We start from the raw sequence: 20,664 nt of genomic DNA on the forward strand, positions 1-20,664 counted from the left end.
TAAATGAGTATGATTCGGGCGCTCCACCTTGAGGAATCGACTGGCAGGAACGCGGCGTATGCTGAATTGCCTCACGTGCTGCTGGTGCTCGATCAGTTCCCCAAAACACTTGGCGGCGGAGAACGGATCGTACTCAAGCTCGCAGCTCTCCTTCCCCAGTATGGATACCGCGTCTCGATCCTGACCTTTTCAGCCGACCCGGCAAGCGCTGGTCTTCAGTCGCCGCCATGCTCGGTGTACGTGTTGCCTTTGCAGCGAACCTACGATCTGACGGCAATCCGAGGCAGTCTCGAGTTGAGGAAGTTTCTCAAGGAGCAGCAGGTCCGGATCGTTCAGACGTTCTTTGAGAGCTCGGACATCTGGGCAGGATTTGTAACTAAAGTGATGTCCAGTGCAAAGCTCATCTGGAGTCGAAGAGATATGGGTATCCTTCGGACCGGCAAGCATCATGCAGCCTATCGCCTTATGGCAGGAGTTCCGGACAAGGTGTTTGCCGTCTCCGAACAGGTGCGTCGGCATTGCATTGAGGTGGACGGCATCGATCCGTCGCGAGTGCAGACGGTCTACAACGGGCTCGATCTAGCAGACTGGAATGCGGACTCCAGATCGGCAGAACGCGCTGGAGAATCTATCGTGGCGACGGTTGGTAATATTCGCCGGGTAAAAGGGCACGATATTTTTATCCGGGCCGCCGCCTCCATCGCAGAAAAGTTTTCCAATACGTCGTTCCGTATCGCCGGCGATGTTCTGGAGCCGGAGTATTTTGCGGAGTTGCAGGCACTGGTCAGCGAACTGAAACTGTCCGGCCGCTTTCACTTCGTTGGAGGCGTGACCGATCTCAGAGGCTACCTCTCTGCAGCCGAGGTCTTCGTGTTGCCATCACGGAGCGAAGGTTTTTCCAATGCGATCGTCGAGGCAATGGCTGCGGCCCTTCCCGTAGTCGCCACTGACGTAGGTGGCAACGCAGAGGCCGTTCAGGATGGTGTGAGCGGCATCATCGTTCCGCCGGAGGACTCTGATGCTCTGGCGTCCGCGATCATCAGTCTGCTCTCCGACATCGCTAAGGCGAAGAAGATGGGAGCAGAGGGAAAGAGGCTGGCCGCCGAGAAGTTCACGACCGAGGCCATGATGGGCCAGATCACCAGTGTTTACGCAACTCTGCTCAGGGGAGAATAGTCCCTCATGAGCCGTTCGGAGCCGATACAGCATTGATGCCTCGGAGGGGGATTCAGCTCAACAGAGCGAGTTCCTTGTCGGCGTCCTTCGCGGTCTGTGTGTTCGGCGCCAAGGCTACCGCTTTCTTCAGGTGAGTCATTGCATCGGCGGTGTTGGAGAGCTTGGTGTAGGTCATACCCAGGTGATAGTGAATGGACGCACTGTTGGGAGCTGCTTTGACGGCATCCTCAAGAAGATCGCGGGCCGAAGCAAAGTTGCCCTTCTGATAGTAGATCCAGGCCAGGGTATCCGCGGTGTTTGGCGAAGAGGGCATGGCGCGTCGCGCTACCTGAGCCAGAGAGAGGGCAACATCAAGGTTTTGTCCAGTCTCCACCATAAGGTACGCGAGATTGTTGGCTGCAATCGGTTGTTCGGGCTGCACGGCCAGAGCCTTCTTGTAGCTGGCCACAGCCCCGTTGCGGTCGCCCTGCGACTCCTGCATGGTACCCAGCATGGTGAACCCCTGAGCGTCTGTGGGATGATCCGTGGTCCACTGTTGCCATTTGGCCACGGCCTTGGCGGGATCGCCAGCTGTAACTTCGGCTCGAGTGTAGTTGATGACTGCTGAATTGTCGTTCGGATTCAGCTGCATCGCTTTCTCGGATGAGGTCAGCGCATCTTTGGGGTCGCCAGTGCTCAACTGCAACTCAGCCAGCAGGTTGTACATGTCGGCGTTTTGCGGAGACTTCGCGATCTGGTCCTGAACTCGGCTGATCGCCTTAGCCGGCTGCTTTTGATACAGCAGAGCGGAGGCCAGCAGACGCAGAGCGCGTGAGGAGTTGGGGTTCAGCTCGAGCGACTGTTCGAGCAGGGTCTGGGCTTCGGGAGTCTTCTGCTGGAAGAGGCGAAGCTGCGCAAGTTCCAGATAGCCGGTGGGGCCCTTCGGGTCCAGCTTGATGGCCTGACGGAAGTCCGCGTCTGCCTTGTCGAACTCTTTCTGGCTGCCTTCGGCCATTCCGCGCCAGATGTAGGGTCCCGCAATCTGTGGGTTGATAGAAATGGCCGTATCGGCTACTTGATGAAGCGTGCTGAAGTCGTGGGTATCAATTGAGACCTCCGCGAGGCCGGCCTGCGCCTCCAAACTATTGGGGCTGAGTTTAGCGGCATCGCGGAAGCTCTGCTGAGCAACTGCCATATCGCCTTTAGCGCGGGCTGCCCGGCCGAGCCAGAGCTTGACGACCAGATTGTCGGGATTGGCCTTGGCCGCCTTTTGCAGCATGGTGAAGGCATCGCCGGTCTTGCCATCGTTGAGCAGCAGCATGCCATTGAGAACGGCAACCTCTGGAATATTGCTGTCGGCTTTGGCCAGCTCCGCGCCGACGGTCCTCGCCTTGGGCAGATCTTTGTTCAGAATCAGGAGCCGCAGATAAGCGATCTTGAGCGGCGCACTCTTTGGGTGTTTGGAGACAAGATCCGCGTAGGCGGTCTCGCCTTGGGGGAGCTGGTTGGTGCGGATGTAGTAGGTAGCCAACATGCCTGCGCCACTCTCGGAGTCCGAGAGATCTTCCGACGCCTGGCGAAGAGTCTGCTCAGCTTTGGCAGTGTCCTTTTGCCGCATGTAGAGATCCGCGAGGCTGGCCCGCGCCAACACGCTCTTGGGGTCGGCCGCAATGGCAGCCTTCATCTGATCCTCGGCACCCTGAAGGTCACCCTTCTTCTGCAGAAGCGAGGCCAGGACAACACGCGCTGTTACATTCTTCCCATCCAGCGAAACAGCCTTACGGAGTTGATCTTCCCCAGCGGCGGCGGTGGCTGGATCGTTGCTCTGTAACAGACCCAGGGAGGCATGGAATGCGGCGCGATTCGGGTCGGCCGCTAGAGCCTGTTTAATCTGCGCCAGTGCCTCGATGCGATCCCCCTTGGCTGCGGCGATGCTGGAGAGGAGAGCATGAGCGTCAGCGTTATTGTTGTCGATGGCGAGGACCGCGGTGGCCTGGGCGGTGGCGCGATCGATCTGTTTGCCGGCCAGCAGGATGTTGCCGAGATCGATCCGCGCCTGGAGGTTGCCAGGCTGCAGATCGACCGTGCGCATCAACTCACCGTACGCGGGCATGACCGATCCTTGTTTCAGGAAAACCTTAGAGAGCTGGTAGTGAGCATCGGCGTAGTTGCGGTCCACTTTGAGGGCGTTGGCGAACTGAATCGTCGCTTCCTTCAGCTTGCCCTGGTCGGCATAGCGCTTGCCGCTTTCGAGATAGCGCAACTTCTGTTTGTTGGGATCGCGATGACAGCCCGCGGTGAGTCCAAGGGCAAGCGAGACTGCCAGCACTGTTGCGATTTGACGGGCTGCCTGGGGGAGGGTAGTTCGCATCGCGCATTTCCTCAACTGTTCTTCAAACGATCTTGTCATTCTCGCACTGTAATTGATACTGTCGGGGCCCGACGTGGCTCTCCGATATACAACTTAGGTGAAAGTTCGGTCTGCCGGTTCTCAGTCGGGAATAAACCGGGGCAGATTTGGCGCCATCAGCTGGGTGAATTGGGTAGCCCGTTCCCTGGCGCTGTCTAACGACTCCGACGGCAGAACCTGAGTGATGACCCGAACCAGGGCTCCATCGGTGCGGTTCATGCGAATGGCATCGGCGACCATGTAGAGCTTGGCCCTGTACTCGTTGGGGATGCTGCGGCCATGCGCCTGATACCAGTAGATGACAAACTGTTTGATGTCTCCGTTGCTAATAACGTATTCGCCAACCTTATACTGCTTGCCGTTAATATCCTGCAGGCCAGTGTATCTCTGCGAGTCGAAGGTCCAACCCGCGCCCGGCAGGCAGTTTTGCGGAGAGTGCATGGTCTGGCCTGTGCGTTGGCTGGCAAAGTAGCCGATAAAGAGGCTGACGGGGGCGAGTCTGGTCGTCGAGCTTGTGGTTACTGCTGGCTGGCCTGTGTAGATCCGATTCAGAAAGTCGCCTTTACCCAGAACGGCGAGGGTATCGTCGGTAAGCGGAACATCCTGTGCGGTCCAGCCACCGAAGTGTTCCGGCATCTCGCTGAGCGGCTGGCTGATGGGTATGCGGTCCGCGTCGCCTCTGCTTTGCAGAATAAAGGCCGTCGAGGCGAGCAGAACGATCACAAGCCAGAAGCGTGGGGATCTCATGTGGTTTGTGCCCTTACGGGGGAGATCAGCTGCATGGCCCGGTGAACCAGGTAGAGGCAGGCGAGAGAGATCACGAACATGACCCAACCGGAGAACTCGTGGAAGAATCCCAACGCCTTCTCCGGGTCCCAATACTGGACGCACAGGCCGGTGCCTACGATGCGCGCAACGTTGGCCGCGACGGCGATGGGAATGCTCGCCAGAGCAAGAAGGACGCGACGCCTGTTGGTCCGCTCCAGAAAATAGCCGTAGAAGACCGCAAGCGTGAACAGGCTCATCAGCGAGCGGATGCCGCTGCAGGCCTCGGCGACTTCCAGCTTCATGACCGGCAGTTCGATCACGTTGCCCTCGTGGAGCGTCGGCACCCCCAGCAGCGGAAGAATGTCACTGGCGATCCGCGACGCCAGCAACTGCAGCGGGAAGGTGATCTGGTTGAAGAGGATGGCGGGAAAGGGAATCGCGAGAACCAGAACGAGGAGGGGAAAACGGAGCGCACGCACCATCGCCGAGCCGAAGAAGGTCCAGATCAGGCCGGTCATCAGGAATAAGAAGGACATGCGCGACGTGAATAGTTCGACGCCATAGACGCCAAGGATCAGAACCGCGATCGAGAAGACGATCAGAGGAACTCCAAACCAGCTCTGCCGGATCGGGGTGGTCTGGAGCACCTTCCTCTTGTCCCAGACTAAAAAAGCCGCGAAAAGGGGGACCAGAAAGCCATGAGAGTAATCCGGAAGAGTGGCCCAGTCGTATACCAGTTTGATAGCCACGCGGTAGTACAGAACGACGACCAGGAGGGCAATGGAAGCGTAGGGAAGCCAGCCAAGCCCGGCGGGAGCGCCGGAAGGAGAGGTGAGCGGCAGCTCGGTATTGGCCTCCTTTGCGTCTACATCCACTGCATAGGGCATGATGTGAGTTGTCCCCGGTGTTGCTCGTATGACGTTATACTTCACCTGATCCCTGTAAGCAATTCACCTGCCTCTTTCTGGAACTTCGATTTCTTCACCGATTTGGAGTCTATCGACACAAAAGTGGTAGCAAGGATACGTCCTATGGGAAAAAGTTTTCACACTGGCACTGATAATCTGCATACCACAGGGAACCCAAGGAGGGCAGCGCGGCAATTTTCCAAAGAATACCTATATTTTTCGGTTTTCTCGGGGGAAAAAGGACAAATGGTGAGTTTTGGCCCTCGCGTTGCAGGAAGCATCATATTTCGCCGATAGAAGATTAGGGATCTTCACTCCGATCCTGAGGCGATGGGGTGACAGAGTGTATCCCGGGTGTGATCTTCTAAATGGATTCGAGGCGAAGTACTCTCACGCGTAAGGGGATGCGTCAGAATAGATGAGTCAATCCAAGCGAATGAGCAAAGTGAAGGTTGAGGGCAATTTGATGAAGCGGTTTCGTTCCATGGGCGCCATGCTGCTCCTGCTACCAGTTGCGGCCGGGCCACTCGCAGCACAAGTCACATCGAACCCTGCGGCCACGACAGGTGCAGCACCGAACGCGACGCCAGCAAATCAACAGACGTCCGCTCCCGACACGTCGAAGTCTCCCGCAACGGCAAGTGCGAGCTATGCAGGTCCGATGGATGCAGCGCGTTACATTATCGGCCCCGAGGACTCCTTGCAGATAACCGTCTGGAAGGAGCCTACGCTCTCCGGTACGATCCCGGTGCGGCCGGACGGAATGATCTCCATGGTGTTGGTGGGAGATATCCCAGCGGCCGGAATGACGCCGACTGCACTGTCGACCGATATCAGCCAGCGACTCAAGAAGTACATCCAGGATCCCGTGGTCACGGTAGTGGTTCTTGGAGTCAACAGCCAGCGAATTTTTCTGGTAGGCGAGGTGGGTAAGGTCGGTCCCGTCGCCATGAGTCCGGGAATGACCCCGCTTCAGGCGATTGTCACCGGCGGCGGTCTGACGCAGTTTGCGAACTCGAAGCGCATCTACATCCTTCGAACGATCGCCGGCAAACAGCAGAAGATCCCGTTCAACTACAAGCAAGCGCTCAAGGGCGAAAATGCGGGGGTCTCGCTTCTTCCCGGAGACACGATCGTCGTCCCATGAAGGATGGTATGAAGATTCAAACACTGATTCTGGCCTTGTTGCTGTCGATGGCCACCTCCATCGCCCAGGGCCAGGCCTTGCCGACCGCAGAGTCGTCGATGGCCTCCACCTTAGGTCCGAACCTGCCCGACCTCGATGGGGTCTTTCATTACGCTCTCAGCGCATCGGAGGTTATTCAGTACGGATACTACAAGTCCGGCGAAACGACTTATGCGACCGATCTTTCCGGCAACGCAGCCTATACCTCGCGCAGCACAGCGCGACCGTTCAGCGTGCTCTTCGCGGGGGGAGTCATTCTGGGCAACCAGACCGGCAACGGAACCTCAACCTTCTGGAACATCTCTGCCTCGCAGGGGTACGTGACTCGTCACTGGATATTCAATATCTCCGACTCTTTTAGCTTTCTTCCGCAGTCTCCCACGACAGGGCTATCGGGAATCGCCGGCGTGGGAGATCTCGGAGCACTTCCGATCCAAGGCCCATCGGCGGGACCGATCGGGGATATCCTGACAACGAATGGCGATCGCATCGGCAACGGCCTGAGCGGTAGTGTTGAACGGGAAATCAGTCGCAATACCTCCATCAGCGGTTCGGGCAATTGGGGGGTGCTTCATTATCTCGACAGCAACGCGGGGCTCGATAGCAGCCAGGTATCGGGAGTCGTCGCTCTAAACCGTCGAATCGACGCTCGGAGTTCAGTCAGCGTGTCTGGTGTCTACTCGACTTATTCTTACAGCGGCTCTGGAGCAGGCCTGACTACGCCTGACTTTCAAACTCGCGGAATAAATCTCTCTTATCAGCGGGTGTTGTCCCGCACGCTCAGCTTTAGCGCCTCAGTCGGTCCACAGTGGGTATCAAGTTCCAACAGCGCCGCCATTCCCAACTCGACCGACATCGCCGTGAGCGCGGGAATCTCCTATGGAAATAGGAATGTGCACGCTGGCCTGAACTACACGCGTGGAGTAAACAATGGATCTGGGGTGCTGCCCGGTGCCCTCTCCGACTCCTTTGTGGCCTCCGCGAGCCGCACCTATGGCAGGGACTGGGTTGTCTCGCTTAGCGGCGCCTACACTCGCAGCTCCGGTCTCAACCAATTTCTACTGGGCTCTTCGATCATCGTAAGCAACGATACCTATGACACCGTCTATGGCGGCTTTCAGGTTACGCGCCGATTCAGCCCTCACTTCTCCGGGTATGCGAGCTATACCGCCGCGAGTCAGTCAAACAACAACAACCTGATTGTGCCGGTCACACAAAACGTATTGGATGGGACCTACCAGACGTTTGGGTTTGGAGTTACGTTCACTCCCCGTTCCACAAATCTGGGGCAATTTTAAGGAGACAACATGCTTGGCCATCGCGCATTGACGGTGCAGGATTACATCACCATTTTGAAACGAAGATGGTGGATGATTGCAATTCCGGCGGCGATCTTTCCCATCGTCGGATACGCTCTCACCTTCCTGGTGCAGCCGCAGTATATCTCCCAGACGCTGGTTTTGGTGGAACAGCAGAAGGTCCCGGAGTCCTATGTCAAGGCGGTCGTGACCGAGGACCTGAGCGGAAGGCTCGCCTCGATGAAGGAGCAGATTTTGAGCCGGTCGCGGCTCCAACCGATCATCGAACGCTTCAATCTCTTCGCGAATGGAAAGTTGTCGATGGACGAGCGTATTGATCTGACGCGTAGAAACATCGGGATCACGCCGATTCAGTCGGAGATTGCGCGAACCAACGGGTTACCGGGATTCTTTATCTCCTTCAAGGCGAACGACGCGCGCACGGCTCAGCTGGTCTGCGGCGAGATTCAGTCGCTCTTCGTGAGTGAAAACCTTAGCGATCGGGCGGCTTCGGCTGCAGGAACGACCGAGTTTCTGAAGAGTCAGCTGGCCGATGCCAAAGCCAAGCTGGACGAGCAGGACGCAAGACTCGCCAAGTTCCAGCAGACCTACATGGGTAAGCTGCCGGCTGCGGAGGCGTCCAACATGAACATGTTGACCAGCCTGAACACGCAGCTGGACGCCGCGACTCAGGCGCTTGCTCGCATGGAGCAGGACAAGAGTTATGCGGAATCGATCCTGTCGATGCAACAGGCGCAGCAGCCGCAGACCACAGAGCGAGGCGGGGGAGCGGTGGCACCCCAGGCCCAGCAGCTTGAACTGCAGCAGCTTCAGTCTCAACTGGCGGACTTGAAGGCGCGTTACACCGACGACTATCCAGACGTGGTCAGTACGCAGAGAAAGATCAATGAGCTGGAACGCAAACTAGCTCAGGCGCCCCCACCGTCGGTTGCGTCGGCGTCTTCCGCTCCGAAACCGACCGACTCCCTCAGCGTGCAACAGACGCGTGCTCAGCTGCGTGCGATGGAGCAGGGGATCGCTCAGAAGAAGCGCGACCAGGCAGCGATTCAGGCCGAGCTTCGCACCTATCAGGATCGCGTCGCCGCCAGCCCCGCCGTGGAGGAGGAGTACAAGAGCATCACACGCGACACCAGTACAGCGCAGGCTTTCTACGACGATCTGCTCAACAAGCTGAATCAGTCCAAGATGGCAACCGACCTGGAACGGCGGCAGCAGGGGGAGCAGTTCCGGGTTATGGATGAGCCCAACCTTCCCGAGTCGCCCTCCTCTCCCAAGCGCTCGGTCTTCGTCATCGGAGGCTTTGCCGCAGGGCTGGGACTGGGCTTGTTCATCGTAGCGTTGCTCGAATATCTGGACACGGCCGTTCGTAGCGAGCGCGATATCTGGGCATTTACCAAGCTGCCTACCCTTGGCGTCATCGGTTTTACCGGCGATCCGGAGCCGGTGGCCACCAAGCGGAACCTATTTGGCCGTCGTAGCCCTGACATAACCGCGGGCGGTAAGCCACTGATGAATGCGGGGGGCTGAGATGTATAAAACCTTCTTCAAGCTACAGAGCAGTCCGTTCGGAACCAGTCCCGACCCCCGGTTCCTCTACATGATGCCCCACACGCGCGAGGCCCTTGCGTGTCTGGAGTACGGAATCTCCGCACGAAAGGGGTTTACGGTTCTGACAGGCGAGGTGGGCACCGGAAAGACGACACTGCTCCGCCGGGCGTTGAGCTCCTTCAGCGGCCGCAAGGTCTCCACGTCGTTCGTCTTCAATCCACGCCTCGATGTGCTGGACTTCCTGGAGTTTGTGTTGACCGACTTCGGCATTGTGCCGGCGACGCGAACCAAGTCGGGCATGCTGCTGCAGTTGAATCGCTGGCTGATCGAACGCTTCCGTATGGAAGAGACCTGCGTGGTGGTTGTCGATGAGGCTCAGAATCTCTCCTGGGAGCTGTTGGAGGAGATTCGGTTGCTGACCAACCTTGAGACCTCGTCGGAGAAGCTGTTGCAGATTGTGTTATCCGGACAGCCCGAGCTCGAAGAGAAGCTGCGCCATCCGAGCGTAAGGCAACTCCGGCAGCGCGTCTCTCTCTGGTGCCGCACTCAGGCTTTGACCGAGAGCCAGACCCACGCTTACGTCGCCGAGCGCCTGAGAATCGCAGGTGCAAGCTGGCCGCTCTTCTCGCCTGAGGCGCTGGATCTGGTTCATCGTGCCAGCCGGGGAATTCCGCGCATCATCAACCTGCTGTGCGAGCACTCACTCATTGTGGCCTATGTCGAACAGGTGCAGCAGGTGACTGCGACGATCGTCGAGGGTGTCGCGGCGGAGCTTGAGCTGGAGGTGCTGCCGTTCATGCTCTCGTCGGCGGTGATTGGTAACGGCGACAAGCAGCCCGCTTTTAACTCGAAAGAAGACAATTTTATGGCAGCTTTCAATAGAGAGCCGGGAAGGCACGACCGATGAGCCGCATTTACGAAGCACTCCAGAAGGCAGAGTCCGAGCGGAGGTTGGAGCGGCGCGAGCCGGAGCCGCGAACTCCGGAGGAGCCATTCAACTCAACGATCTATGCGACGGCCGTCGCCACAGCTGAGGAAGAGCGCACAGACGTTGCTACGGTCACTGAACCTTATGTCGAGCCGTCTGTCGTTCGAGTGGACCCAAACGCGCTCGATGTCAGCAAGATTCCCGTCCGCCCCTGGGCGTTGTCGCTCGAGCACCTGCCGTCACTGCTCGAACGAGGACCCGCGGTCGAACAGTTTCGAAGCCTCCGTTCCCGAATCTTCGAGCTCCGCGACATCAGCCCGCTCAAAAGCATCATGGTCACCAGTGGCCTGCCACAGGAGGGTAAGAGCTTCATCTCAACCAATCTGGCCATGAGCCTCGCCCGCCACAAAAACAGCAAGGTGCTTTTGATTGACGGCGACATGCGGCGCTACACCCTCCATCAACTTCTTGGCTGCGAGTCGCATCCTGGCCTCGCGGACTATCTCGCCGGCAAGGCGGGCCTGGTCGAGGTGATGCAGCGGTCCGAGACATTTGAGGGAATGACCGCGGGAACTGCCGCGGTTGCGCACAACCTGACCTTTATCGCAGGCGGCAACGGAGGCGATAAGGCAGCCGATCTCTCCGGCAGCCCGCGCTTTGGCGAACTGATTCGGCTGGCTGCGCCACACTTCGACTGGATCATCATCGACTCTTCGCCCGTCCTGCCTGTCTCCGATGCCGTTAACCTTGCCCGATCCTGTGACGGCGTCCTTCTGGTGGCACGCAGCGGACAGACTAAATTCCCCACTGCGCAGCGTGCACAAAGTGAGCTCAAAGCCTCGAACATTCTGGGGTTTGTCTTGAACGCCGTGCAGGAAGCGCCCCAGGTCGGCAGCTACTATGGGTACGACGCCGCCAAATCGTAAGAGGGAGCGATTGACCAGATGATCCGGCTTTTCAATGTGTACTATCCCACGCGTACCATCGTTCTCCTGTTGTGCGAAGCGCTGATTGTGAGTGGTTGCTTCCTGCTGGCGACGGTGCTGCTGCTGGGGCCGGATACCTATCTCGTTTTGAACTATGAGAATGGTGGGCTGAAGATTCTTGGCCTTACGATCCTGACGCTGCTCTGCTCGTACTACTTCGATCTCTACGAGCCACAGCGCATCTCCGCTAGCTGGGAGATCTACTTTCGCCTCCTGCTGGTTCTCGGCTTTTTGTCGTTTCTGCTCTCGGCCATCATCTATCTCTTTCCCGCCGCCGACATCGCTCACTATGTTCTGCTGCTCGGTCTCATCTTCCTCACTTTGGCGCTGGTTGCATGGCGCAGCGCGTACGAATGGATCATCGGCCGCGAGATGTTCCGCGAGCGGGTCTATGTCCTCGGCGCAGGCGACCGTGCGCAGACGATCGTCAACCTGCTCGAAGCACGCAAGGATGCGGGCATGGAGGTCCTGGGATGGGATGGCGTGGTTGCCGACCGGGACCAGCGTAAGGAGGCGATCCATGCTGCGTTGGAAAGATTCTCCGTGCCGAAGCCGCCTGTCGACCGCGTCATCGTCGCGATCGAGGACCGTCGTGGCGAATTTCCGGTGCGAGAGCTGCTCAAGCTGCGGTTCAACGGAGTTGTCATCGAAGATGCCGGCAGCCTGCTGGAGCGGCTTACTGGCAAGCTGCATCTCGATGGCCTTCATCCCAGCAGCTTTATCTACAGCGAAGGCTTTCGCGTGAAGCCGTCCCAGCAGATCGCACGGCGGATCGTCTCGACCTTGACGGCCGCGTTCGGTTTGCTTCTGTTCCTGCCATTCTTCCCTATCGTTGTGCTGATGGTTCGGCTGTCCTCCCCGGGGCCGATCTTCTTCCGGCAGACCAGGGTAGGTCTTGGCGGCAAGAACTTTACGGTCTACAAATTCCGTACGATGCGAACCGACGCAGAGGTAGCTGGAGCAAAGTGGGCGACTAAGAACGATCCGCGCGTAACCCGTGTCGGCATGTTTATGCGCAAGACCAGGCTCGATGAGGTGCCTCAGCTTTGGAATGTGTTGCGCGGCGATATGGGCTTCGTCGGTCCGCGTCCGGAGCGGCCTGAGTTTGTGCCGTGGCTTACCGAGCAGATCCCCTACTTCAACCTTCGTCACATGATTCGCCCAGGCCTCACAGGTTGGGCGCAGGTGCGTTACGGCTACGGAGCGACGTTGGCGGAGAGCCGCGAAAAACTGGAGTTCGATCTCTACTACATCAAGCACATGACGCTTGGGCTCGATCTGTTAATCATGTTCGAAACGATCAAGACGATCATCCGGCGGCAGGGCGCGCAGTAGCTCATTCTCCTTCCGACCAACGGGAGGACGAGCGATGCCTATCCTGTCAAGACAGGGTATACAAGTCACGAAGTGACCGCACCACGCGCAGTGGGCCCGTCCGGCAGGACATCTCTTCAGAATCAGAAGAGGCAGTTAGTAGATGCGCGTCCGTGAGGACAGTGCAGGCTTCAACGTCCGCTCTTCCTTCTTCACCAAATGAGGTATCCGCAGAGGCCGGGGCGGAACCTCAGGCATGCCGACTTCGCTCAGCTTATAAAGCAGGGACCGATAACTGATCTGAAGCCATTTCGCCGTCTTTTGACGATTCCAGCTATTCTCCTGCAGGACTTTCAGAATGATCTGTCGTTCAAGATCCTGAGTCGCTTTTTTGGTGATGTGCTTCAGGGAGACAGGTTCGCTGAGGTCGATATCTGTAGTAATACCGCCGCGCGGAGTCTCGGGCATAAGCTCAGCGACGAGCGCCTCCTCGCTACCGATCAACACGTAGCTGCGGATCAGGTTCTCCAGCTGACGGATGTTTCCCGGCCAATGATAGTTCTGCATCAGGCGAACCGCGCTCTTGGAGAGTAATTCCGGTGCATTGTGGAAGATCTTTGCATAGTGGTCGATGAAGTAATCGATCAGGATGGGAAGATCGGCGATCCGTTGACGCAACGGCGGCAGGTTAATAGTGACTGCATTGATGCGGAAGAGGAAGTCCAGGCGGAAGGACCCATCCTCGACCTGGCTGCGAAGATCTGTATTAGAAGCCGAGACCAACCGGGTGACGATGCTCCTGGGTTCGTGGCCGCCCACGCGGACAAAGGTTCCGTCCTGCAGCACTTGAAGGAGCTTGGATTGAACTCCCAGGTCTAGGCTGCCTACCTCATCCAGAAACAGCGTGCCGTTGTGCGATTGTTCTACGCGTCCCAGTTTCGTGGACATGGCGCCTGTAAAAGCGCCCTTTTCATAGCCAAACAGCTCTGTTTCGAGTAGCGAATGTGGTATCGCCGGACAACTTACTTTGACCAGAGAACCCCTGGCCCGCAGGGAGAAGGCGTGCAGCAGGCGCACGCATATCTCCTTGCCGGTACCGCTTTCGCCCTGAATCAGAACAGGGACGTCGGTCTCGGCAACGCGCTCCAACTTGTTTCGCACCGCCTGCATAACGGCTGTCTTGCCAAAGAAGATCTCGAGGGGCGGCAGATTGAGAGAGGAGGCGGATTCGGCGTGGTGATCCAAGGTCATTTTTTCCTATCGGCGTTGGGCAGAAACCGCAAGTTTGCAATACCCTTCACACTGCACGTCAAGCGCCATTTCCGCGATACCAGGAGAAAAGGTTGAGGATTTCATGGCCTAAATTATCAATCGAGATATACGAAGAAGAGCCAAAATTGGATCGAAGTGTCGCTTTTACTTTGGATTTTGAGGTCACCAAGCTCTCTTTCACCAAAGTAACCCGCAAAAAAAAGTTCACATTTTTTTAGTTTCACTCGTGCCAGTACCATGTAAGCTAGGCCTACTCGATAGGAGAGTGGTAAACGTTTATCTCTTTTGTCGGCAAAGTTCGTAACATTTTTGTGTAAACGTTGTGTCGGACGAGCTAGAATTTGCTGGCGCAAGGGGCAGGATGCCTTCCGCCGCTCTTGCAACTGTCTGGATCGAGTACAGCCTGTCCCTGGGGGCCAACCAGGTTCAGGATCACCGCGGGTTTGGGAGACAGTCCAAACCGCAATTTGAGGTACTTTGTATGTCAGCTGCGCTTTCGTATCCCGTTCCTGCCTTGAAGCCCAATACGCGTGCGCGCGCCCAGATTCTGATTCTGGAGCCGGATCTCGCCGTTCTGGATTATCTTCGATCGACTCTCGGCTCCCGGTACTCACTCAGTCTCTTTTCAGACGAGCAGACCCTGCTCGAGCGTTTGGATAAGGCCGAGCAGCCGGATCTGCTTTTGCTTGCCCTGCACACCAACCGCGACCCATTGCCGCTCTTAACGCACATCCGGTGCACCAAGCCAAATCTCGCCGTGGTCGTCCTCTCCTGCTCCGCCGAACTTCGCGACCTGGAGATGGTGATCCGTCTGGGCGTCCGCGCCATCGTGATGAAGCCGTTTACTGGCAGCGACGTCGAGCAGGCCATCGAGGAGCACCTCGCCTCTGCTGAGAAAAAGATTCCCGTCGCCGATGCACTGAAAGAGATTCCGCTCAACGAGACGCACTCCTTTGTGCGGTCCAGCAAGAGAATGCGCGAACTGGAAGCTCAGGCCGCCTTGGTAGCCCGCGCCGACATTCCACTCCTCATACTTGGAGAGAGCGGAACCGGCAAGGAGATCCTCGCCCTCTACACCCACAAGATGTCTGCCCGCAGCCAGAACATCTTTCTCAAGGTCAACTGCGCCGCAGTCCCGGCCGACCTGTTGGAGAGTGAACTCTTCGGCTACGAACAGGGAGCATTCACCGGAGCGGTGAAGACCAAGCCCGGCAAGTTCGAAGTCTGCACCGGTGGAACGATCTTTCTCGACGAAATCGGCGAGATGCCGGCCATCCTCCAGGCCAAGCTACTTCAGGTCTTGCAGGATGGAACGTTCTCTCGCCTGGGCAGCCGTTCGCCGATGAAGGTGGACGTACGCGTGATCGCCGCCACTAACATCAATATGAAGGAGGCCATGGCCAACAAGACCTTCCGCGAGGATCTGTACTACCGCCTCAACGGGTTTACCCTCAGCATTCCGCCATTGCGGGAGCGCCGCGAGGAGATTCCCGTTCTGTCGGAGTACTTCATGCGCAAGGGGGCCAAGCGGTATGGTCGCGACCCGCTACCTTTCTCACAAAACCTGCTGAATGCGCTATCCGAGCACTCCTGGCCGGGCAACCTGCGCGAGTTGGAAAATGTAGTCAACCGCTATCTGGTGCTTGGCGAAGAAAGGTCCATCGTCGACGAACTCTCCCCCTCCACGGTCTATCAGGGAGGAGCGGCAACACCGACAGCAGCCCAGGAGACGCCAAGTGGCGCTGGGCTTAAGGCGATGGTCCGCAACCTAAAGGGCGATGCGGAGTCGACGGCAATTGCACAGGTACTGGAGGGAACTGGATGGAACAGGAAGGCCGCGGCAAACGATCTACAAATCAGCTACAAGGCGCTCCTGTACAAGATCAAGCAGTACGACCTGTCACCGCGGAACAACCACGCATCGTAAGGTCTCAGGCCAAATCCCAGGTCGCCGAAAAAGAGCTGTCCGAGGCGTATCGAATCGTAGTCCGTTACGAGAATCATGCCGTTCGCGGACTCGCTGAGCCACATGAGCTTGGTTCGATCGAACAGCTTCTGCGCAACGATCCCATCTATCCGCTTGACTCCATCCGGCTGAAGCTTCTGGGCTCGGACACCATCGAGGACGTGCCCACCAGAGACGCCAAGGCAGTCTTCTTCGTCAAGACCTTCGATGGCGACCTTCGCCACAGGGCTCTTCACTTTCACGAGCATGCGCCCATCGTGCCAGGCCTCTGGGTGCGCGTCTACTTCTACGACGGAGAGATGATCGAAGGCATCATCAGCAACACCCGGGACTTCGTGCTCGAATCAGGCTTCTTCCTGCGGCCGACCGATCCGAATGGAAATAACACCCTGGTCTACGTTCTCAAGGGCGGACTCAAGGACTTCCATGTCCTCGGAATGCGAAACGTTCCCAGAAGCTCCAACTAGTCCGCTAGAAGAGCGGCAACATCCATCGCGATGACACAGATCGTCAGCCCGCAAACCGCCGAGCATTACAAATGGGGTGGTCCTCGAGGAGAGGACTGCGACGGCTGGCATCTCGTCAGGACTCCAGATCTCAGCGTCATCGAAGAGCTCATGCCGCCGGGCACGAGTGAGGTCCAACATCTCCACCTCCATTCGCGCCAGTTCTTCTACGTTCTCGCGGGAGAGTTGACCATTGACGTGGAGCAACACAGCTTCGTTCTTCACGCCGGCACTGGCCTCGAGGTTTCTCCCGGGCAGCGTCATCGGGTTTTCAATCGCGGTACGAACCCGACGCGCCTGCTTGTCACGAGTCAACCTCCGAGCCATGGCGACAGGGTCAACACCTGACGAGCGATAACGGAACCACAGGAGTCGCGGCACAAGGAAGGCCATTTCAAACCACTGATGCTTTTCGCCTTATCGTACGTCCTTCCTGTGTTGGTTTATTCCCACTGCCGCTACTGCCGATCTATTGATCGACGGACGTAAATTAAATTCAATACCTCTGATGGGGAAGGGGTTCTTCGCATATCAGATAGTGGGAGAATTGTGGTCTTTCAGTTGGCTGGAATTTCATTTGGTTCTTTTTCCACGCGATCCGCTCGACCCGTCTCGCAAAGGCTGGCGTTAACTCTGGGATTGTTCGCTGTTTTATCTCAAGGGTCACAGGCATTGGCGCAAGAGGCCGCCGCCCGCTACATCGAGTATCCGCAGCTTCAGGGCAAGGTACAGCCGTTGCAGTTGGAAGCCTTGCCGAAGTGGGCCACCATAGACTTTCAGCTTCGCGGACGTTTCGAGAATCAGTCTTCGGACGACTACATCTCCGGCAACGGGCAGTCCTATCTTCTGACTCGGGTCTACGGCGGGTTGGAGATCCGTCCGACAAAGTGGCTCACGGGATATATCCAGTTCATAGACACCCACGCCCTGGGACTGCCGTTGAAGTATGTAACAGCGAATCAGCGGGACGTCTTCGATGACCGCCAGGCGTACCTCGAATTCCATTTCAAGCAAACGAAGATCTTCGCCGGACGGCAGGAGCTGAAGTATGGCGGCGAGCGGCTGGTCGGTATCAGCGACTGGACCAACAACAGCCGCACCTGGGACGGCTTCCTCGGACGATATGGAGATAACAACCGGATCGAGCTCTTTAGCACCTCGGTCGTAACTGTCCATCCGTCATCGCTTGACAAGCATGGAGCGGGCCTGACCTTCCACGGCGCGGTCGGCACTATCGGAACCTGGGTGCCCCACGCCGTGATTCAGCCGTTTGTCTTTATCAAAGCCCTTCCGCGCGTACAGGGTGCAAATGGCGTCTTCGGCACCGAGACAACGGTGACGCCTGGTGCGGAATTTGCCGGCGACTTTGGCGGATTCGACTTCGACGTCCTCGGAGCGCTGCAGCGCGGCAGCTACTCGAACGAGTCGATCGAAGCCGCTGCCGGCTATGTCAACGCCGGTTATAGTGCGGCTCACCTCAAGTGGAAGCCGCGTCTGCGGGCAGAGTATGACTACGCCTCGGGAAACCCACATACGAATCCTCTCCGCATGGGCACCTTCGATCAGCAGTATCCCAGCAATCACAACGCGTTCGGCCTGACCGATCTGTTCGGATACCAGAACATCAAGCAGGAGCGGATCAATCTGGATCTGACTCCGGTCAAACATCTCTCCCTGTTGATCCAGGAGGAGTCCCTGCAGGTCGCGTCCAGGTTTGACAACGTCTACAGCGGCAGCGCAGGGACGACCATCAAAGCGCCCACTGCTGGATTTCGCAGCGGAGATCTCGGACATGAGTTCGATGCCTCCGGCAAGTATGTCTTTCGTGACTACCTCGTGCTGAACGTCGGCGTCGGCCACCTGTCGTCAGGCACGCTGCTGCGGGAGAACTCGCATGGAGCTCCGTTAACGCTTGCCTACTTCGGATTGACCTACCGATTCAGGTTGGATCACAAGAGTGTCGCTCCGTAGCGGGTCCCCTCTGGAGGAGAAAGTCGTCAGCGCGTCGGAAGGCAACAACTGTTTCATACTTCTAATGGTGGAGGTATCTGATATCTCCGGGTACGATCAAATCATAGAGGGTAGTTCATCAGGGAGGATGTTCCAAAATGGATGAGGAAAAAGATCAGTCGAAGGTAAGTCGGCGCAGGTTTCTCGAAGCCAGCACGGCGATGTTGGTAGCGGCGGCAGGCATGCAGGTGGCCCAGGGTCAGGAGAAATCTGTAACAACCTCAAACCACACCGGCGCTAACGAGAGCCAGCCACTCCCCATCAACAGGGCGCTCGATGATCAGAATCCGTCGTCGGTGTGGGCTCCGGAGACCGACTCCGGCGGTCAGCCTCCCTTCAAGTATCCGTTTTCATTTGCCCACAAGCGTATCGAAGAGGGCGGCTGGACCAGGCAGGTGACGGTTCGTGACCTGCCCATCTCGAAAAAGATGGCCGGCGTCCAAATGAGGCTCATCAAGGGCGGCATTCGCGAGCTCCATTGGCACGTCGGCTCAGAGTGGGCATTTATGATCTCCGGAACCGCGCGCATCACCGCAGTCGACCAGCAGGGCCGGGCGTTCGTAGAGGATGTAAGCGCCGGCGACCTGTGGCTCTTTCCTGGTGGAATTCCTCACTCGATTCAAGGCGTCGGCGAAGATGGCGCGACCTTCCTGCTCGTCTTCGATGACGGAAACTTCAACGAGTTTCAGACGTTTCTGCTGACCGACTGGCTGACCCACACCCCAAAGGAGGTTCTGGCGAAGAACTTCGACGTGCCGGCATCCACCTTTGACAAGGTGCCGAAGAAAGAGCTGTTCATCTTCGAGCGCCCGTTGCCCCGTCCGCTCGAGGAAGAGAAGCGCGAAGCCTCTGCTGGAACCGGGATGGTGCCAAATACGTTCGCCTTCTTTACCGGGAAGATGCAGCCGACTAAGGTCTCAAAGGGCGGCGAGGTCAAGATCGTCGATCGGAAAAACTTCCCGGCAACAAACATCGCTGCTGCGATCGTTACGCTGAAGCCGGGCGGCCTGCGCGAACTCCACTGGCACCCCAATGAAGACGAGTGGCAGTACTACGTCAACGGCAAAGGAAGAATGACGGTCTTCACCGCGGGAGGCCATGCCCGGACGATGGACTTCGAGGAGGGCGACGTTGGCTACATCGATCGGCTGCCCCACACTACATCGAGAACACCGGCGACTCGGATCTCGTCTTCCTGGAGGTCTTCCCGACCGCTCACTACGAAGACATCTCTCTGGCAGAGTGGTTGGCCCATACTCCCTCGCGTCTGGTGGACCAGCACATCGCCACTGGCGAAGACTTTCTTCGCCAGATTGCCAAGAAGGAGACGGTCATCACTCCCGAATAAACGCCAGGAACTCGCACCCACAAGAAAGAGGCAGCCGCTATGGCTGCCTCTTCTCTATTTTTGACCGTCCAGTTGCTTACACGCCGACTGGTTCGCCGACCTTCACATTCACTGGCGTCAGCCAGTTGTGGCGGTCAGGAAGTGTGCCATGGACGATGCCGAAGAACTCATCGTGCAGCGCTTTGGTAATCGGGCCCATCGTGCCGTCGCCAACCATAATCCGGTCGACCGAACGGAGATGGGTCACCTCTGCCGCTGTGCCGGTGAAGAAGGCTTCATCGCAGATATAGAGCATCTCGCGGGGAAGCGCCTGCTCGACCACTTCGATGCCAAGCTGCTTCGCCAGCGTAAGAACGGAGCTGCGGGTGATGCCGTTCAGCACCGAGTTCGCCAGCGGTGTGGTGTAGAGTACGCCGCCGCGCACCAGAAACAGGTTCTCGCCCGATCCTTCGGAGAGGTAGCCATTCGTGTCGAGGCCAATGCCCTCGGAGTAGCCGTTGATCTCGGCCTCCATGCGAATCAGCTGAGAGTTCATGTAGTTCGCACCGGCCTTGGCCAGCGTCGGCATCGTGTTCGGGGCGAGCCGGCTCCAACTCGACACGCAGACATCGGCTCCGGAGGTGCCGGGAACATACTTGCCCCAGGGATAGTTCGCGATGTACACCTCAACGGGCGACTTCAGCGGATTGACGCCAAGCTCACCATACCCACGAAACGCGATCGGGCGAATGTAGCACGGAGCGACGCCGTTGGCTTCCACCACATCTATGACTGCAGTCGAGAGCTGTTCCACGGTGTAGGGAAGCGGCATCCGGTAGATCTTGGCCGAATCGACCAGCCGGGCCATGTGCTCCGGCAGGCGGAAGATGCTGGCAGCGTTGGGCTGGGCGTAACAGCGAATGCCCTCAAAGACGGATGAGCCGTAGTGGACGACGTGGGACATAACGTGAATCTGGGCTTTGTCCCAGGGGATGAGGCTACCGTTGTGCCAGATGTTCGTGGTGGTCTGTATGGGCATTCGTACGCTCCTAAGCGCTGAA

Annotated in this window: 17 protein-coding genes; 12 read left to right on the forward strand and 5 right to left on the reverse strand. The window is 57.8% G+C overall.

Annotation, left to right across the window (positions count from 1 at the left end):
- Positions 1–3 precede the first annotated feature (3 nt).
- A complete protein-coding gene (locus tag HDF12_RS05830) occupies positions 4–1,176 on the forward strand; it encodes a glycosyltransferase family 4 protein (protein WP_179581640.1) in 1,173 nt (390 codons plus the stop codon).
- A gap of 52 nt (positions 1,177–1,228) precedes the next feature.
- On the opposite strand, the gene HDF12_RS05835 is transcribed toward HDF12_RS05830, so the two are convergent.
- The 3 genes from HDF12_RS05835 to HDF12_RS05845 all read right to left on the reverse strand — a co-directional run bounded on the left by HDF12_RS05835 (position 1,229) and on the right by HDF12_RS05845 (position 5,220).
- Entirely contained in the window at positions 1,229–3,526 is a 2,298-nt protein-coding gene (locus HDF12_RS05835) for a tetratricopeptide repeat protein (RefSeq protein WP_179581641.1), read from the reverse strand.
- Between the two features lie 120 nt (positions 3,527–3,646).
- Positions 3,647–4,312 (reverse strand): exosortase C-terminal domain/associated protein EpsI, encoded by a 666-nt coding sequence (locus tag HDF12_RS05840; RefSeq protein WP_179581642.1) that lies wholly within the window; start codon positions 4,310–4,312, stop codon positions 3,647–3,649.
- Positions 4,309–5,220, reverse strand: a complete 912-nt coding sequence (locus HDF12_RS05845) for an exosortase/archaeosortase family protein (protein ID WP_179581643.1) — start codon at positions 5,218–5,220, stop codon at positions 4,309–4,311. The genes HDF12_RS05840 and HDF12_RS05845 overlap by 4 nt, the downstream gene beginning before the upstream one ends.
- Before the next feature lie 457 nt (positions 5,221–5,677).
- Between HDF12_RS05845 and HDF12_RS05850 the strand changes: the two genes are divergently transcribed.
- The 6 genes from HDF12_RS05850 to HDF12_RS05875 are packed head-to-tail and all read left to right on the forward strand — an operon-like array spanning position 5,678 to position 12,543.
- Positions 5,678–6,388, forward strand: a complete 711-nt coding sequence (locus HDF12_RS05850; RefSeq protein WP_246373575.1) for a polysaccharide biosynthesis/export family protein — start codon at positions 5,678–5,680, stop codon at positions 6,386–6,388.
- 8 nt (positions 6,389–6,396) lie between these two features.
- A complete protein-coding gene (locus tag HDF12_RS05855) occupies positions 6,397–7,725 on the forward strand; it encodes a hypothetical protein (protein WP_179581644.1) in 1,329 nt (442 codons plus the stop codon).
- Between the two features lie 9 nt (positions 7,726–7,734).
- Complete coding sequence (locus tag HDF12_RS05860) at positions 7,735–9,273, forward strand: GumC family protein (protein ID WP_179581645.1); 1,539 nt, start codon at positions 7,735–7,737, stop codon at positions 9,271–9,273.
- Between the two features lies 1 nt (position 9,274).
- Entirely contained in the window at positions 9,275–10,201 is a 927-nt protein-coding gene (locus tag HDF12_RS05865; RefSeq protein ID WP_179581646.1) for an ExeA family protein, read from the forward strand.
- Positions 10,198–11,148 (forward strand): CpsD/CapB family tyrosine-protein kinase, encoded by a 951-nt coding sequence (locus HDF12_RS05870; protein ID WP_179581647.1) that lies wholly within the window; start codon positions 10,198–10,200, stop codon positions 11,146–11,148. The genes HDF12_RS05865 and HDF12_RS05870 overlap by 4 nt, the downstream gene beginning before the upstream one ends.
- 18 nt (positions 11,149–11,166) lie before the next feature.
- The gene (locus HDF12_RS05875) at positions 11,167–12,543 is read left to right on the forward strand and encodes a TIGR03013 family XrtA/PEP-CTERM system glycosyltransferase (protein WP_179581648.1); all 1,377 of its coding nucleotides are present in this window, start codon (positions 11,167–11,169) and stop codon (positions 12,541–12,543) included.
- 135 nt (positions 12,544–12,678) lie between these two features.
- Here the strand turns inward: HDF12_RS05875 and HDF12_RS05880 are convergent, their stop codons facing one another.
- Positions 12,679–13,773 carry a sigma 54-interacting transcriptional regulator gene (locus tag HDF12_RS05880; RefSeq protein ID WP_179581649.1) on the reverse strand — a complete coding sequence of 365 codons (1,095 nt, stop codon included), beginning with the start codon at positions 13,771–13,773 and terminating at the stop codon, positions 12,679–12,681.
- A 502-nt stretch (positions 13,774–14,275) separates the two neighbouring features.
- Between HDF12_RS05880 and HDF12_RS05885 the strand changes: the two genes are divergently transcribed.
- The 5 genes from HDF12_RS05885 (at position 14,276) to HDF12_RS05905 (ending at position 19,688) form a co-directional block, all read left to right on the forward strand.
- Positions 14,276–15,721 carry a sigma-54-dependent transcriptional regulator gene (locus tag HDF12_RS05885; RefSeq protein ID WP_179581650.1) on the forward strand — a complete coding sequence of 482 codons (1,446 nt, stop codon included), beginning with the start codon at positions 14,276–14,278 and terminating at the stop codon, positions 15,719–15,721.
- Entirely contained in the window at positions 15,616–16,227 is a 612-nt protein-coding gene (locus HDF12_RS22810; RefSeq protein WP_373563849.1) for a DUF6982 domain-containing protein, read from the forward strand. The genes HDF12_RS05885 and HDF12_RS22810 overlap by 106 nt, the downstream gene beginning before the upstream one ends.
- A gap of 30 nt (positions 16,228–16,257) precedes the next feature.
- On the forward strand, positions 16,258–16,614 hold the full coding sequence (locus tag HDF12_RS05895; protein ID WP_179581652.1) for a cupin domain-containing protein: 357 nt from the start codon (positions 16,258–16,260) through the stop codon (positions 16,612–16,614).
- Positions 16,615–16,938: 324 nt separating this feature from the next.
- Entirely contained in the window at positions 16,939–18,237 is a 1,299-nt protein-coding gene (locus HDF12_RS05900; protein WP_257025371.1) for an alginate export family protein, read from the forward strand.
- 137 nt (positions 18,238–18,374) lie between these two features.
- Positions 18,375–19,688 (forward strand): cupin domain-containing protein, encoded by a 1,314-nt coding sequence (locus HDF12_RS05905; RefSeq protein ID WP_257025372.1) that lies wholly within the window; start codon positions 18,375–18,377, stop codon positions 19,686–19,688.
- Between the two features lie 12 nt (positions 19,689–19,700).
- Here HDF12_RS05905 and HDF12_RS05910 read toward each other — a convergent pair whose 3' ends face one another.
- Positions 19,701–20,642, reverse strand: coding sequence for a branched-chain amino acid transaminase (locus HDF12_RS05910; RefSeq protein ID WP_179581653.1), 942 nt, complete (start codon positions 20,640–20,642; stop codon positions 19,701–19,703).
- Positions 20,643–20,664: the final 22 nt, after the last annotated feature.

The organism is Tunturiibacter gelidiferens, from assembly GCF_013410115.1.
In the GTDB taxonomy this organism is placed as follows: Bacteria; Acidobacteriota; Terriglobia; order Terriglobales; family Acidobacteriaceae; genus Edaphobacter; species Edaphobacter gelidiferens.